The organism is Nocardia mikamii NBRC 108933, assembly GCF_001613505.1.
In the GTDB taxonomy this organism is placed as follows: domain Bacteria; phylum Actinomycetota; class Actinomycetes; order Mycobacteriales; family Mycobacteriaceae; genus Nocardia; species Nocardia mikamii.
In genome coordinates, this window is sequence record NZ_BDCM01000022.1 from 47912 (window position 1) to 62260 (window position 14349).

16 protein-coding genes are annotated in these 14349 nt (G+C 69.8%); 7 read left to right on the forward strand and 9 right to left on the reverse strand.

Annotated features, from left to right (window positions below):
* Positions 1 to 26 precede the first annotated feature (26 nt).
* A complete protein-coding gene (locus NMI01S_RS29355; RefSeq protein WP_063001958.1) occupies positions 27 to 632 on the reverse strand; it encodes a TetR/AcrR family transcriptional regulator in 606 nt (201 codons plus the stop codon).
* 132 nt (positions 633 to 764) lie between these two features.
* On the opposite strand from NMI01S_RS29355, the gene NMI01S_RS29360 reads away from it, so the two are divergent.
* Positions 765 to 1559: an acyl-CoA thioesterase domain-containing protein gene (locus NMI01S_RS29360; protein WP_063001959.1), complete on the forward strand. Its 795-nt coding sequence runs from the start codon at positions 765 to 767 to the stop codon at positions 1557 to 1559.
* Between the two features lie 43 nt (positions 1560 to 1602).
* Here NMI01S_RS29360 and NMI01S_RS29365 read toward each other — a convergent pair whose 3' ends face one another.
* The 3 genes from NMI01S_RS29365 to NMI01S_RS29370 are packed head-to-tail and all read right to left on the reverse strand — an operon-like array spanning position 1603 to position 2872.
* A complete protein-coding gene (locus NMI01S_RS29365) occupies positions 1603 to 2238 on the reverse strand; it encodes a TetR/AcrR family transcriptional regulator (RefSeq protein WP_063001960.1) in 636 nt (211 codons plus the stop codon).
* Entirely contained in the window at positions 2235 to 2399 is a 165-nt protein-coding gene (locus tag NMI01S_RS34495; RefSeq protein ID WP_084513375.1) for an SDR family oxidoreductase, read from the reverse strand. Before NMI01S_RS34495 ends, NMI01S_RS29365 begins: the two co-directional genes overlap by 4 nt.
* The gene (locus NMI01S_RS29370; protein WP_063001961.1) at positions 2396 to 2872 is read right to left on the reverse strand and encodes a VOC family protein; all 477 of its coding nucleotides are present in this window, start codon (positions 2870 to 2872) and stop codon (positions 2396 to 2398) included. Before NMI01S_RS29370 ends, NMI01S_RS34495 begins: the two co-directional genes overlap by 4 nt.
* Positions 2873 to 2978: 106 nt before the next feature.
* On the opposite strand from NMI01S_RS29370, the gene NMI01S_RS29375 reads away from it, so the two are divergent.
* Genes NMI01S_RS29375 through NMI01S_RS29390 form a run of 4 tightly spaced genes read left to right on the forward strand, consistent with a single transcriptional unit; the run spans position 2979 to position 7073 of the window.
* Complete coding sequence (locus tag NMI01S_RS29375; RefSeq protein ID WP_063001962.1) at positions 2979 to 4280, forward strand: acyl-CoA dehydrogenase family protein; 1302 nt, start codon at positions 2979 to 2981, stop codon at positions 4278 to 4280.
* 26 nt (positions 4281 to 4306) lie between these two features.
* Positions 4307 to 5293 carry a phosphotransferase family protein gene (locus NMI01S_RS29380; RefSeq protein ID WP_063002099.1) on the forward strand — a complete coding sequence of 329 codons (987 nt, stop codon included), beginning with the start codon at positions 4307 to 4309 and terminating at the stop codon, positions 5291 to 5293.
* Positions 5290 to 6087 carry an enoyl-CoA hydratase-related protein gene (locus NMI01S_RS29385; RefSeq protein WP_063001963.1) on the forward strand — a complete coding sequence of 266 codons (798 nt, stop codon included), beginning with the start codon at positions 5290 to 5292 and terminating at the stop codon, positions 6085 to 6087. The genes NMI01S_RS29380 and NMI01S_RS29385 overlap by 4 nt, the downstream gene beginning before the upstream one ends.
* A gap of 5 nt (positions 6088 to 6092) precedes the next feature.
* The gene (locus NMI01S_RS29390; RefSeq protein WP_063002101.1) at positions 6093 to 7073 is read left to right on the forward strand and encodes an NADPH:quinone oxidoreductase family protein; all 981 of its coding nucleotides are present in this window, start codon (positions 6093 to 6095) and stop codon (positions 7071 to 7073) included.
* On the opposite strand, the gene NMI01S_RS29395 is transcribed toward NMI01S_RS29390, so the two are convergent.
* The 5 genes from NMI01S_RS29395 to NMI01S_RS29415 form a co-directional block, all read right to left on the reverse strand.
* Positions 7070 to 7558: a hypothetical protein gene (locus tag NMI01S_RS29395; RefSeq protein WP_439956313.1), complete on the reverse strand. Its 489-nt coding sequence runs from the start codon at positions 7556 to 7558 to the stop codon at positions 7070 to 7072. The genes NMI01S_RS29390 and NMI01S_RS29395 overlap by 4 nt on opposite strands.
* Before the next feature lie 14 nt (positions 7559 to 7572).
* A complete protein-coding gene (locus NMI01S_RS29400; RefSeq protein WP_063001965.1) occupies positions 7573 to 8196 on the reverse strand; it encodes a TetR/AcrR family transcriptional regulator in 624 nt (207 codons plus the stop codon).
* A gap of 140 nt (positions 8197 to 8336) precedes the next feature.
* Positions 8337 to 9134, reverse strand: a complete 798-nt coding sequence (locus tag NMI01S_RS29405; protein ID WP_063001966.1) for an enoyl-CoA hydratase/isomerase family protein — start codon at positions 9132 to 9134, stop codon at positions 8337 to 8339.
* A complete protein-coding gene (locus tag NMI01S_RS29410) occupies positions 9135 to 10406 on the reverse strand; it encodes an acetyl-CoA hydrolase/transferase family protein (RefSeq protein WP_063001967.1) in 1272 nt (423 codons plus the stop codon).
* Positions 10403 to 11590 (reverse strand): CaiB/BaiF CoA transferase family protein, encoded by a 1188-nt coding sequence (locus tag NMI01S_RS29415; RefSeq protein ID WP_063002102.1) that lies wholly within the window; start codon positions 11588 to 11590, stop codon positions 10403 to 10405. Before NMI01S_RS29415 ends, NMI01S_RS29410 begins: the two co-directional genes overlap by 4 nt.
* A gap of 179 nt (positions 11591 to 11769) precedes the next feature.
* On the opposite strand from NMI01S_RS29415, the gene NMI01S_RS29420 reads away from it, so the two are divergent.
* Positions 11770 to 13284, forward strand: a complete 1515-nt coding sequence (locus NMI01S_RS29420) for a class I adenylate-forming enzyme family protein (RefSeq protein WP_063001968.1) — start codon at positions 11770 to 11772, stop codon at positions 13282 to 13284.
* Positions 13285 to 13336: 52 nt separating this feature from the next.
* The gene (locus tag NMI01S_RS29425) at positions 13337 to 14116 is read left to right on the forward strand and encodes an SDR family NAD(P)-dependent oxidoreductase (RefSeq protein ID WP_063001969.1); all 780 of its coding nucleotides are present in this window, start codon (positions 13337 to 13339) and stop codon (positions 14114 to 14116) included.
* Positions 14117 to 14349 lie beyond the last annotated feature (233 nt).

A 14349-nucleotide genomic window follows, 5' to 3' on the forward strand; every position in this document is an offset into this window, starting at 1 on the left:
ACCTTAAGCACATTCTGTGCCGCCCGTCACCCCGGGTCACCCGCCCGTACCTCGTCCGAGACCGCTCGTCCGGCGCCGACGGCGGCCCTGAGCTCGGCGTATACCTCGGCTGTAACGTGTGACAATTCGCGCGTGGAGGAACCGTCGAGCCACCGATCGAAGGCGATGCCGAAGACGGTCACCGCGACCCGGGCGCAGACGGTCGCGACGGCCTCCGAAGCGCCCGCGCTCCGCAGCGCGTCCGCGAGTTCGCCACCCAGAACGGCCATTTTCCGCAGCTCACGCTCCTGGAGTCCGGGGTTGGCCGCGATCACCGCCCGCCGCCGCCGCTGCCACTGCGGCAGAGCGGGAATCCGCGCACCGGCCGCCTGGATCGCGGCGATCGCCGTCGCCATCGGGTCCGCATCGGCGGGAGCTGCGGCCACCGCTTCCGCGATCGCGCTGCTCAGCAGGTCCTGGCCGCCGAAGAGCACCTCCCGCTTATCGGCGAAATGGCGGAAGAAGGTGCGTTCGGTGAGGCCCGCCCGCTCCGCGATCTCGGCCACCGTGGTCTCGTCGAACCCGCGCTCGGAGTACAGCTCGAGGGCCGCTTCGGACAGCCGGCCGCGCGCATTGGGTTCCCATCGACTCATGATCCGATCCTAGGTGACGACAGTTGCTGACATTCAGCTATCGCGCCACTGGGCGAACCGGTGGCCACCCTCCGGATGCCGTCCGATAACGTGTTCTAATTCGAGGGGGCCGGGAACGGAAGGGCCGAGGCGATGATGGCATTCTTCAGCCGTGACGAACGGGGGTTCGTCGCGGGCGACTTCGCGGTGAGCAAATGGTCGCCCGATCACGTGGCCGGACCCGCCATCTGCGGGCTGCTGGCGCGAGAATTGGAAACCCATTGCCCGGGAGCCGGTTTCGTTCCCGCACGCCTCACCGCCGACCTGTTCCGCCCGGTGCGGAACGAACCGATCACGGTGCACAGCGCGGTGGTGCGCTCCGGTGCCCGGGTGCGCGCCGCCGATGCGTGGATCACCCAGCAGGACGAGGTGCGGGTGCGGGCGTCGGTGATGTATCTGGCCGCCACGCAGCAACCTCCGGGCCGGATCTGGCAGGCCGAACAGGACCTGCCGGTGCCCGAACGGCGGCTGGACGCGCCCACCGGTCAACCACCGTTGTTCAAATGCGGTGACGGTGACTGGTCCGGTGACTTCGCCGCCGCGCAGAACGAGGAACGCAAATCGGTCTGGCAGAATCTGCCGCCACTGGTCGAGGGCGAGCCGATCACGCCGTTCCAGCGCGCGGCGTTCCTGGCCGACACCACCAATCTGGTCTGCAACTGGGGCACCGAGGGCGTCGGCTACATCAACAGCGACGTGACCCTCACCCTGACCAGGCTCCCCCAGGGACGGGAGCTGGGATTGCATGCACAGGACCATATGTCGGCCGACGGCATCGCGGTCGGCACCGCCACCCTCTACGACCGGGGCGGCCGGATCGGCACCTGCGTCGTCACCGCACTGGCCAACGCCGCCCGCCAGGTGGATATGGCCGAGACGAGGGTCTGAGCGCCGGGCACCCGCGCCCGGTCGCGCGAGGAGGCGCCGACGATCATGCCGGCGCATCTCGGCGGCCTGCCCGCGCCGCGCGAAGACAGAACTCGGTGACGCACCGCACGTCCGCGGCGGTCGGTTCGGCTCGCCGCCAAAGCAGTTCGGCGAGCCGGCCGACCACCGCGTGCGCGGCCAGCGCCGCGTCGACATCCGGTTGCTCGCAGCCCAATTCGGCGAACGGCGCGCGCAGCAGTTCGGCGAGCCGGGTACTGGCCTCCGGCGGTCCGGTCACCAAACCCTGTGCCAGACCGCCGGCATTCCACATCACCGCCCGGGTGGTCGCGGCGACCTCACCGACCCCCTGGGACAGCACGCCGTCCACCCATTCGCGCACCGCGTCCCCGGGTGCGGACCGCGTGCCCATCCGATGCTCCAGATAATCCAGTAGCCGGGCGGTTCCGTCTTCGAGGAGGGCGGCGACGAGCGCGTCCTTGGAGGCGAAATGCCGGTAGAAGGCATCGTTGGACAGCCCGGCGACGGCGACGATATCGGCGACGCGCGGGCGCGACTCGGTTCCGCAGCGCCGCATCACCGCCAGCCCGGCGTCCAGCAGCCGCCGGACCTCCGCGGTGTAGGCGGCGCCGCGTTCGGCCAGGGCCCGCTGCGCGATCCGGGCCGCGACGTCGTCGTTCATCGTCGGCCGTCCGGCCCGGCCCGCAGCGCCGCCGTCACGCCGCCGTCGACGACCAGATCGGTGCCGTTGAGGAAACTCGCCACATCGGAGAGCGCGAACGCCACCACGGCCGCGACCTCTTCCGCACGCCCTTCGCGGCGCAGCGGCGTGCGTTCGGTCATCCGCGATCACCGTCGTTCCGTCGTTCGTTACCCGGCGCCCAGCAACGGGCGAGGGCGGATTCGGCTGCGCGACTCAGCAATTCGATGCGAAATCCCGTCGGTCCGTTCAAGAAGGCGAACAGCGGGACACCGCCGGGGCCCGGCCGCACCGCCTCCACCGTGTACCCGGCGTCCTCGAGTTCCGCGATATCGGCGGGCACGTCGTCGGACCAGTAGCCGAGGTGGTGAATGCCACTGCCGGACACCGGTTCCCACACTGTGCCCGCCACCGCCCGGATCACCTCCACTCGCGGGACGGTCGTGGAGTAGACGCAGCGGATGTCGACGGCCTGCTCGCCGGACGGCGACACCACCGTGAGCGGCCCACCCGTCTCGAGTCCCCACTCGTAGCCCAGTATCCGCGACAGCGTGGCGGTCGTCGCCGCCATATCCGCGGCGACGATACCGATGTGGAACTGGTCGCCGGCCCTCATGCGCCGCGCCTCCGCGGAATCCCCTCGGCCGGAATCCCATCAGCTCCGTCAAGAATGTTATTCTTCGTCACGAGAATCATATTTCCATCGAATGGGAGGAGGCGCAATGGCGTGGGAGTTCGAGACCGATCCGCAGTTTCAGCAGAAGCTGGACTGGGCCGACGCGTTCGTCCGCGAGGAGGTCGAACCGCTCGACCTGATCTGGCCGCACGAGCAGTTCGTGCCACCGGACCCGACTCGCCGCGCCGTGCTCGATCCGCTCAAACAGCAGGTGCGCGAGCAAGGGTTGTGGGCCACGCATCTGGGCCCGGAGCTCGGCGGACAGGGCTACGGACAGCTGAAACTGGCGCTGCTGAACGAGATCCTGGGGCGATCGTCGTGGGCGCCGGTGATCTTCGGATGCCAGGCCCCCGATACCGGCAACGCCGAGATCATCGCGCATTTCGGTACCGAGGAGCAGAAACGGCGCTATCTGCGGCCGCTGCTCGAGGGTGAGCTGTTCTCCAGCTATTCGATGACCGAACCGCAGGCCGGTGCCGACCCGGCCCGGTTCACCACCGCCGCGGTGCGCGACGGTGACGACTGGATCATCAACGGCTGGAAGTTCTTCTCTTCCAACGCGGCCACCGCGGCCTTCCTCATCGTCATGGTGGTGACCGATCCGAATGTCAGTGCCCATCAAGGCATGTCGATGTTCCTGGTACCGACCGACACCCCCGGCGTGCGCATCGAACGCAATGTCGGACTCTACGGGGAACCGCTCGACGGCGGCGCGCACGCGCTGATCCACTACGACAATGTGCGCGTTCCGGATTCGGCACTGCTCGGCGGAGCCGGACAGGCGTTCGCCATCGCGCAGACCCGGCTCGGCGGTGGCCGCATCCATCACGCCATGCGCACCATCGGACTCGCCCGCAGCGCCCTGGACATGATGTGCGAGCGGGCGCTGAGCCGCGAAACCGCGGGCAGCCGGTTGTCGGACAAGCAGTTCGTGCAGGGCTATATCGCCGATTCCTACGCCCAGTTGCAGCAATTCCGGCTGTTCGTGCTCTACACCGCCTGGGAGATCGACAAATACAACGACTACCGCAAGGTGCGCAAGGACATCGCCGCGGTGAAGGTCGTGATGCCGACCGTGCTGCACGACATCGCCTGGCGCGCGATGCAGGTGCACGGTGCGCTCGGGGTCACCAACGAGATGCCCTTCTTCACGATGATCCACGGCGCCGGCGTGCTCGGCTTGGCCGACGGGCCGACCGAGGTGCACAAGGGCACCGTCGCCAAACAGGTTCTGCGCGACTACCGCCCGAGCGAGGATCTGTGGCCCAGCCAGTGGATTCCGAAGAAGCTCGACGCCGCCCGGGCGAAATTCGCCGACCATCTCGAACACGAGGTAGGTAACCAGTGATCGACACCGCCCGCCTCGCGGAGTGGATGGACGCCCGCGACCTGCCCGGCCGCGGCGAACCGGCGCAGGCCCGGCTCCTCTCCGGCGGCACCCAGAACGAGATCTACCTGATCAGCCGCGGCGAATACCGCTGCGTCCTGCGTATCCCGCCCGCCGGCGCACCTCCCGAACGCGACGCCGGGATCGCACGGGAATGGCGGCTCACCGCGGCTCTCGAGGGCACCGACGTACCGCATACGCCCGCCGTCGCGGTCTGCACCGACCATTCCGTCCTGGGCCGCACCTTCTATCTGATGGGCTATGTGGACGGCTGGTCGCCGATGGACAGCAAACGCTGGCCCGCGCCGTTCGACACCGATCTCGACGCCCGCGCCGGTCTGGCCTACCAGCTCGCCGAAGGTATCGCGCTGCTGTCGCGAGTCGACTGGCGCGCCAAGGGATTACAGGATCTGGGCCGGCCCGACGGATTCCACGAACGGCAGGTCCAGCGCTGGACCGACTTCTTCGCCCGTCACCGCGGCCGCGACCTCGACGGGATGGCCGAGGCCACCGCATGGCTGCGCGCGCACCGGCCCCTCGACTACATCCCGGGCCTCATGCACGGTGACTATCAGTTCGCCAACGTCATGTTCGAACACGGCGCGCCCGCCCGGCTGGCGGCGCTGGTCGACTGGGAGATGGGAACGGTCGGCGACCCGAAACTCGATCTCGCCTGGATGGTGCAGAGCTGGCCGGACGACACCTCCGCCCCGGAGGCCGCCGGGGTGAGCTATGTGGATCTGCGCGGCATGCCGCCGCGAGACCGGCTGGTCGCCCATTACGCGGACGTGTCCGGCCGGCAGGTCGACGATGTGGACTACTACCTGATCCTGGCGAAATGGAAGCTGGCCATCGTGCTGGAACGCGGATTCCAGCGCGCCGGAGACGATGTCAAATTGCAGTCCTTCGGCCCGATCGTGCCGAAGTTGATGCGCGAGGCGGCCGACCTCGCCGAGAGCACGGAGTACCGATGAACACCACACCCGAGACCGGCCAGGTGGTCGTCGAGCGCCGCGACGCGGTCCTGGTCGTGCGGATCAATCGCCCGGAAGCGCGAAACGCGCTCAACGGCAACGTACTTCGCGGTATCGGCGAGGCGCTGCTGGCGGCGGAGGCCGATCCGGACATCCGCGCCCTGGTGCTCACCGGGACCGGCGAGCGCGCCTTCTGCGCCGGGATGGATCTGCGCGAGTTCGCCGACGGCGCGGGCGCGCAACCGGATTCACCCGAACAGCGCGCGGCCCTGGACGCCTACGCGCGACTGTCCGCCGGGCGGACCGCGATTCCGATCATCGGCGCGGCCAATGCCACCGCCGTCGGCGGCGGACTGGAACTCCTGCTCGCCTGCGACATCATCGTGGCCTCGGCCGCGGCCTCGTTCGGGTTCCCGGAGGTCAAGCGCGGCCTGTTCGCCGCGGGCGGCGGCACCGCGGTCGGCACCCGGATCCCGCTCGGCATCGCCCTGGAGATGCTGCTCACCGGCGACCTGGTCGACGCCGGCCGCGCCCACCGCATCGGGCTGGTCAATATGGTGGCCGAACCGGATCGGGTACTCGACACCGCCGTCGCCCTCGCCACCACCGTCGCCGCGAACGCTCCCCTGGCCCTGGCCGCCTCGAAGCAATTGGCACGCCTCGCCGTCACCGACGACGCCGAGGCCACGCGCCGGCTGAAGCAGTGGCAGCGTGAGGTTTTCCGCAGCGCGGATGCCGCCGAGGGGGCGCGGGCATTCCTGGAACGGCGCACCCCCCGATGGCAGGGCAGGTGACCGCGATGCGGGTCGCGGTGTGCCCGCGCTACGGCCCGCCGGAGGTGGTGCGCGTCGCCGACCGCCCCGTCCCGGAACCGAGGGCGGGCCAGGTCCGGGTGCGGGTGCGGGCCGCGGCGGTCAACTATCCCGATGTGCTGCTCGTCGCGAACGAGTATCAGATCAGCGTGCCCCCACCGTTCGTGCCCGGGAGCGAATTCGCCGGCGAGATCGTCGCCCTCGGGCCCGGATGCGGGGAGGTCGCGATCGGCGACCGGGTCCGCGGTACCGGGCTGTACGGCGCTTTCGCCGAACAGGTCGTGGTCCCGGCCACCACGCTCGCGCCCATTCCGGACGATGTCGATGCGGCCGCCGCGGCGGCCATCGGTGTCACGTATCGCACTGCCTACCACTGCATTCGGTCGGTGGCGCAGGTACCGGCCGGCGGGGAGCTGATCGTGCTCGGCGCCGGGGGCGGCGTCGGGTCGGCGGCGGTGGCACTCGGTGCGCGGCTCGGGCTGTCGGTGACCGCGGTGGCCTCCTCCCCCGCCAAACTCGAGGTCGCGGCATCCCTGGGGGCCACGCGTCTGATCGACCACCGCGACAGCGATCTGCGTGACGCCCTCCGTGCCGCGCTGCCCGAGGGCGCCGATGCGGTCGTCGACCCGGTCGGCGGGGCGCTCAGCGAACCGGCGCTGCGGTCGTTGCGCCGCGGCGGGCGTTTCGTCACGGTCGGCTTCGCCTCGGGCACGGTCGCCCGCATCCCGCTGAATCTGGTGCTGGTCAAGGGAATTCACATACTGGGCTTCCAGTTCCAGGATATCGACCGGGCCCAATTCGACCGCAACGAGCGCGAACTCGGGCGGCTGCTGACCGACGGCCTGCGCCCGCATATCGGCGCCCGCTTCCCGCTGTCCGACTCCGCCGCGGCCCTCCGGCTGGTCGCCGACGGGCGCGCGGTCGGAAAAGTCGTCATCGATATGGACGAAGACAGGGCGGGCGGTTAACCGGCCACCGGCACCAGATCCACCGGCGGCGCCCACACCGGTGCTCCGCTGCGGAACGTCTCCAGCGGAGCCACCGCGGTGGCCGGTATCCCCGCGGCGGCGAGGGCCTGACGCTTGAAAGCCCGTGCGGCGACACTCAATCGGTGCTGCACCGTATCCACCCGGCAGTCGAGTTCGCTGGGACAGAACTCGCCGAGCAGCGTGACCTCGGACAGTCCGCGGTCGAGTGTGTCGAGGACGCCGCAGCGGATGCGGTGATCGGTTTCGAACAACTCACCTGCCAGCGCCACCGCATGCGGATGCGGGCCGTGGACGGGCGAGGACAGCGAATCCTCCATGTCGAGTACGACAGCACCGAGAATCTCGAGCGCGCGGGCGTGGGTGGGATCGCCGACGATGACGGTGACCTCCCAGCCCGCCATCCCGCGATCGAACAGCCAGCCGCCGGCACAGCGCACCACTTCGGTCACCGTCGGCGACACCACACCCAACCGGTACCTCAATGGACGTCGCTGCGCGTCAGCTCGCGTTCGAGCGACCGAGCGTACTCCTGGAACACCTTGGTCAGTGGAATCGAGGGATCGAGCAGCCATGACGTTTCCATTCCATTGAGAAAAGCGACTATCTCCACAGCCTTGACGGCAGGGTCCACATCGGCGCTGTAGCGCCCGCAGCGCTGTCCGCGCCGGATACTGTCGGCGACCTGATCTTTCGCCGCGCGATAGCGATCGAGCAGGCGATCGTGCAGCGGCGCATCGGGTTCCAGATTCTCGATCAGCAGCACCGCGTACATGCCGATCAGATCGGGTGCGCGGTGAAAACGATCAGCGACTCCGGAAATCTGTTCGGGCAGTTCACCTTCCAGATCCGCGTGCATTTCGTCGTCGGTGTCGCGGGCTTCCAGGACCGCGTGCAGCAGTTGATCCTTCGATTCGAAGTGGTGCAGCAGCCCGGCCGGGGTGACTCCGGCTTCCCGGGCGATCTGCGCGAGTGTGGTCGACCGCCACCCGTTGCGGGCGAGCATCCGCTGTGCCACGGCGAGGATGCGCAGTTTGCGCTCCTCCCCCTTGGCGAGCAGCGTGTCGTAGGCCCGGACGTTGGCTGGCCGTCGCTGACCGGACACCGAACTCCTTTGGTCGAAGCAACCTACTGAACACACAGTAGGTCGGTTTGCTCCATGTGACAAGGATCTCATTTGTGCCGACTTCTGCTCCAGATCACATTCGACGCGGTCGACGTATCACGCGCCGCGGTCGGCATCGGTCAACGCCCCTTCCACACCGGTGGGCGGCCTGCGGCGAACGCCGCCGGCCCCTCCTGCGCATCCTCGCTCCGATAACAGCGTTCACTGGCCGCGCGGGCCGCCCGCAGTGCCGCCGAACGGCCCATCTCGGTGGCGAGCATAACCGTCTCGCGCGCGGCACGGACCGAAAGCGGTGCGCCGCTGAGGATTTCGCCGGCCAGCTCGATCGCGGTGTCCAGCAGTCGCCCGGGTTCGGCGAGGCGATTGACCAGGCCGATCTCGTAGGCTCGCCGCGCGTCGATGGGGGCGCCGGTCAGCAGCAGTTCCATCATGACGCGCTGCGGGATCATGTGGATCAGCGGCGCCGCCCACGGGGAGCTGCGGCCGACCTTCACCTCGGTCACCGCGAAACGCGCGGTTGTCGCGGCGACGCACAGATCGCAGGCCTGCGCGATCATCCACCCGCCGGCGAACGCGGCGCCGTTCACCGCGGCGATGGTCGGCTTCGACAACTCGACGGTGTCGTAGGGCAGCGGGTACATCGCACGCGGCGGCACCTGCATCCCGGTCGCGACCATCTCCTTCAGATCGCCTCCGGCACAGAAGGCCTTGTCGCCCGCGCCGGTGAGGATCGCGATCCGCAGCGCCGCATCGTGTTCGAAGCGGTCCCAGGCGGCGAACAGGCCCGCGCGGATCTCGGCGTCCAGGCAGTTGCGAGTGGCGGGCCGGTTCAGCGTGATGACGGCGATGCCGTCGGCGCGGGCGTCGAACAGCACCGCCTCGGTGCCGGGTGAATCGGTCGCGGGTATGTCGGCCATTCAGAATCCTCGCTTCGTGATCTCGGCCGCGGCCCGTTCCAGGTCCTCGCGGAAATCGGGATGGGCGATGGCGGTCAACCGGCGCGCCCGCTCGGCGAGGGTGCGCCCCGCCAGCTCGGCCGCGCCGAATTCGGTGACGACGATGTCGGTTTCGCTGCGCGCGGTGGTGACCGGGCCCGACAGAGCGGCGCTGATCCGGCTCACGGTGCCGCCCTTGGCGGTGGCGGGCAGCGCGATGATGGCGTGCCCGCCGCGAGCGCGCGCCGCCCCGCGCACGAAATCGACCTGTCCGCCGGTGCCGCCGAGATACGCCGTTCCGTGCTGTTCGGCGTTGACCTGTCCGGTGAGGTCGACCTCCACCGCGGAATTGATCGACACCAGATCGTCGAGCCGGGCGAGCACGGCGGCATCGTGGGTGTAGGTGGCCGGGCACATGCGGATCGCGGGGTTGCGGTCGGCGAAGTCGTAGAGCCGGCGGGTGCCGATGAGCGCGCCGGTCACCGAGACGCCGGTGTCGATGCGCTTGCGGGCGTTGGTGATCGCGCCCGCCTCGACGAGGTCGACCAGGCCGTCGCCGATCATGCCGGAGTGGACGCCGAGATCCACCCGGTCGCTCAGCATCCGCAACAGCGCGTCGGGCACCGCGCCGATCCCGGTCTGCACCACGGCACCGTCGCCGATGAAGGCGGCCGCGTGGCGTGCGATCGCCTCGTCGACGGGTCCGATTCGCGGCGGGGCGACGGTGACCGGCGGTCGCGACACCTCGACCGCGTAGTCGATCTCGCTGCCGGGGATCGATTCGCCGTAGGTCCACGGCACCTGCTCGTTGATCTCGGCCACCACCACCCGCGCGGCGCGCACCGCCGCGGCGACATGGTCGCTCACCAGTCCGAGGCTGTGGTTGCCGTGCCGGTCGGCGGGCGCGACCTGGACGAAGGCGCAATCGCACCGCAGCGCGCCGGATTCGAGCATCGGCCCGATCTGCCCGACGTGGCAGGCGATCACCTCGAGCGCGTGCGAGGCGGTCAGGCCGCGCAGCGCGCCGATCGCGCCCATGCTGCGCATCCGCAGGCCGGCGGTGGCGGCCGGGGTGAACGATCCGGAGAAACTGGTGGCGATGAACGCGGTCAGCCCGCCGATGTCCGCGGCCTGCCGCAACAGCGATTCGACCAGGGTCGGTGGTTCGCCGCAGGCCTGCCCGATCACGAGATGATCGCCGGGCCGGAGGATTTCGCTCAGATCCAGGTCCGCCGGATCGCGCACGACCGTCATGCGGCGCCTCCTCCCTCACCGGTGCGCGCCAGACGGCTGTCTCGATCGCCGACGAGTTCGGCGGTGTGGGCGCCCAGCCGCGGCGCCGGTCCGGCCACGCGGCCGGGGGTTCGGGAGAACCACGCGGGCGGCCCCGGGAACCGCACCGGACCGTTCGGCGTGTCGACGGTTTCGAAGAAGCCCACCGCCTCGAGATGCGGATTGCCGAACAGTGCCTCCAGCGAATTCACCGGCGCCGCGGGGATGTCGAGGGTCTCGAGCAGGTCCAGCCACTGCTGGGTCGTGCGCTCCCGGAACGTGTCGGCCAGCAGGGCGTAGACCTCGTCGATCCGCGCGGCCCGCTGTGCCAAGGTCGCGAATTCGGGTGTGGCCCAAGGCGGACACACCGCATCGACGAACGCGTTCCACTGTTTGTCGTTGTAGACCAGTGCCGCGAGGTATCCGTCGGCGGTGCGGTAGGGCTTGCGGTCCGGTGTGAGCGCACGCGGATATCCCGGCGGCGCGAGCGCCGGTTCGAACAGAGCGCCGGCAGCGTGCTCCACGAGCATGAACGCCGCCATCGTCTCGAACATGGCGACCTCCACCTCCTGGCCCTCGCCGGTGCGTTCCCGATGGAACAGCGCCATCACCGTCGCGTACAGGGCGGTCAGGCCGGCGACCTTGTCCGCCATGATGGTGCCGACGTAGGCGGTGTGGCCGGTCAGGCGCTGTTGCACATACGGCAGTCCACATTCGGCCTGGACCGTGTCGTCGTAGGCGGTGCGATCCGCGTCCGGGCCGCGGCGGCCGTAGCCGTAGCAGTTGGTGTAGACGATCGCGGGATTCACCGCCGCCACCGCCGGATAGTCGAAACCCAGTGCCGCGATCGCCCGTCCGCGCATCGAATGGATGAACACGTCGCCGGTGCGGATCAATGCGCGCAGTGCCGCCTTGCCGGACTCGGTGCGCAGATCCAGCACCACGCTGCGTTTGCCGCGGTTGACGTTGACGAAGACCCCGCCCATGCCGGGTTCCGGCCCGGCGGAGATGTAGCGGGTGTTGTCCCCGGCGGGCGGCTCGATCTTGATCACCTCCGCGCCCATATCGGCCATGATCTGGGTGCAGTACGGGCCCATGACCATCGCGGTCAGGTCGATGACCCGCACCCCCGCCAGCGGACCGGCGGCGGTGTTCGGCGGCTGCATGATCGGTGCCTCCTCGTTCGACACTCCCGCGCGACGACCGGCTCCGGACGGGCGTGACCACGGCGTCCGGGCACGTGGAATCGAAGCCCACCGGCCGCGCGGAGTCGCGAACAGCCCTCGGGGGCAACATCTTCAGGCTATCTGATGAATCTTTACAAGGATAGTGATATCAAGGTTCGGTGGGCAGTGACAACAACGGCGTGCGGATTCCCGCTTCGGTCGCCGCGATCCTCGATCCGATGCTGGCCACCCGGCCCGGCGCCACCGCCATCGAAGCGGCGTCGGGCGCGTGGACGTATGCCGAACTCGACGAAGCGGCGGCGCGGGCGGCCGGCGCGCTGTGGCGGCTCGGGGTACGCCCGGGTGATCGGGTCGCGGCGTGCCTGCCCAACGATCTGCCCATCGTGGCGGCCTTCCACGGCGCCCAGCGGATCGGCGCGGTGTGGGCGGGAATCGGCGAGGCGGCCGCGGCATCCGAACAGCAACTGCTGTGCGATCTGGTGGAGCCGTCGGTCGTCCTGGCCGGACCGCGATTCGAACCACGGGTTTCGCAAGCTGTCGATCCCGACCGATGGACCGGGCTGCTGCGCGCGGCAGACCCGGCACCGCGAGTGGAGACCGATCCCGAGGCACCGGCCGGAATCGCGTTCACCAGCGGTACCTCCGGGGTTCCCAAGGCCGTCGTGCATTCCCAGCGCGGCATGCTGCTGCCGGGCGCGGTCACGGTGGCGACCCGCGGCTGGGGTCCGGATCTGCGCCGCGGCGACAGTTTCGCGCTGACCATTCTCAACATGATGATTCTGTCCACCCTCACCACCGCCCAGGCCGGCGGGACCGCGGTGATCATGAACCGGCGCGACGCCGACGGAGTGGCGGAATGGATTGCCGCACATCGGGTTACGGTGTGGAACGGCGCACCCGCCCAGCTCTACGATCTGGCCCGCCGCAATGCCGATCTGACCTCGCTGCGTGAGGTGTGGAGCGGCGGCAGCGACACCTCCGACGCCGTGCGCGACGCCTTCGCCGAGGCCCACGGCCTGGTTCCGCGCGTCACCTACGGGCTCACCGAGGCGCCGACCGTGGTGTCGATCGACCCGCCCGGTCCGGCGTGGCGGCCGGGCACGAGCGGCCGGGTGACGCCGCAGTTCGACGTAGCCGCCTACGACGACGGCGATCGCCGCCTGCCCGCCGGCGAGCCGGGTGAATTGCGGCTGTCCCCCGCACCGGCCGGGCCGTGGGCAGGCCGTTGGACACCGATGCTGGGCTACTGGGCCGATGGCCGCGTGCGTCCGGGCGAGCCGCTGCCGCTACCGACCGGCGATATCGGCACCGTCGACGAGGAGGGCTGGCTGCGGGTGATCGACCGCAAGAAGCTGGTGATCATCCGGGGCGGCGCGAACGTCTATCCGCTCGAGGTGGAGCGCGTCATCACCGGATATCCGCAGGTCGCCGCCGCCGCGGTCTGCGGGATTCCCGACGATCGGCTCGGCCAGCGGGTCGCCGCGGTCGTCGAAAGTACCGGGCCGGCAGTCGATTTCGAAGCGCTGACGGCCTGGTGCCGGCGCGAACTCGCAAGTTACAAGGTACCCGAGCGCTGGGTTCAGGTGCCGGCGCTGCCGGTGAATGCGATGGGCAAGATTCGGCGCACCGAACTCGCGGCACTGGTCGCCGCGCGGCCCGGAGAACCGTCGTGACCGCACGGCGCACCTACCACAGGAAACCCGCTGCGGCGAAAGGGAGTACGCGGTGACCGGACAGCACGGCCGCGGCGGGGCGGACGTCTTCGATCTCGAGGGCCGGGTCGCGATCGTGACCGGCGCGTCGTCGGGCCTCGGAGCAGCCGTGGCCCGCACCCTCGCCGGACTCGGCGCCCGGGTAGCGGTGGTGGCGCGACGGCGCGATCGGCTGGACGAGCTGGCCGTGGAGATCGACGGCCTCGCCGTCACCGCCGACCTGTCGGAGCTGGACCGGATCGGCGTGATCGCCGAGGCGACGGCCGCCGCCCTGGGTCCGCCGGAAATCCTGGTCAACGCGGCGGGCACCATGTTCACCGAGGAACGCGCGGAATCCGAACCGCTGCCGGCCATCCGGTCCACCCTGGAGCTGAATCTGGCCGCACCCCTGCTGCTGTCGCAGTCGGTATTCGAGCATATGCGCGCGGTCGGCCGCGGCAGTATCGTCAACATCTCCTCGATCAGTGGCCGAGTGGGCATCCCGGGCATCCCGCAGGCGTCCTACGCCGCCAGCAAGGCCGGATTATCCGGTCTGACAGCCGAATTGGCGGTCCAGTGGGCCCGCCATTCCATCCGGGTGAACACGGTCGCCCCGGGTTTTTTCCGCAGCGAGATCACCGCCCCGCTCTACGACAACGAGCGCCCCCGCGAATACCTGCGCCGCAACACTCCCCTGCCACGCCACGGCACACCGGAGGATGTGGTGGGCGCGGTCGCCTGGCTGGCCGGTGACGCCGCGAGCTACGTGACCGGCCAGACCATCGTCGTGGACGGTGGGTGGACCGCCCGCTGACGACAGCGAAACCATCGCTGCGACCGGGCATGCCGGCCGGACCGCCTCGCGACCGGCCACCAGTGCCTTCACCGGCATGCGGACACGACCGCGTCCGCGCGTGCGGTCCATCGCCATTGGTTGGGGCCGTCTCGATCCGAGACGTCCGGCCTCGTGAACCGAGGCGCGGACCGCCAGGCGTCACCTGTAGGACGCGGTCGGGATACCACCGGTGGGCGCGCGGCGCTACCGCG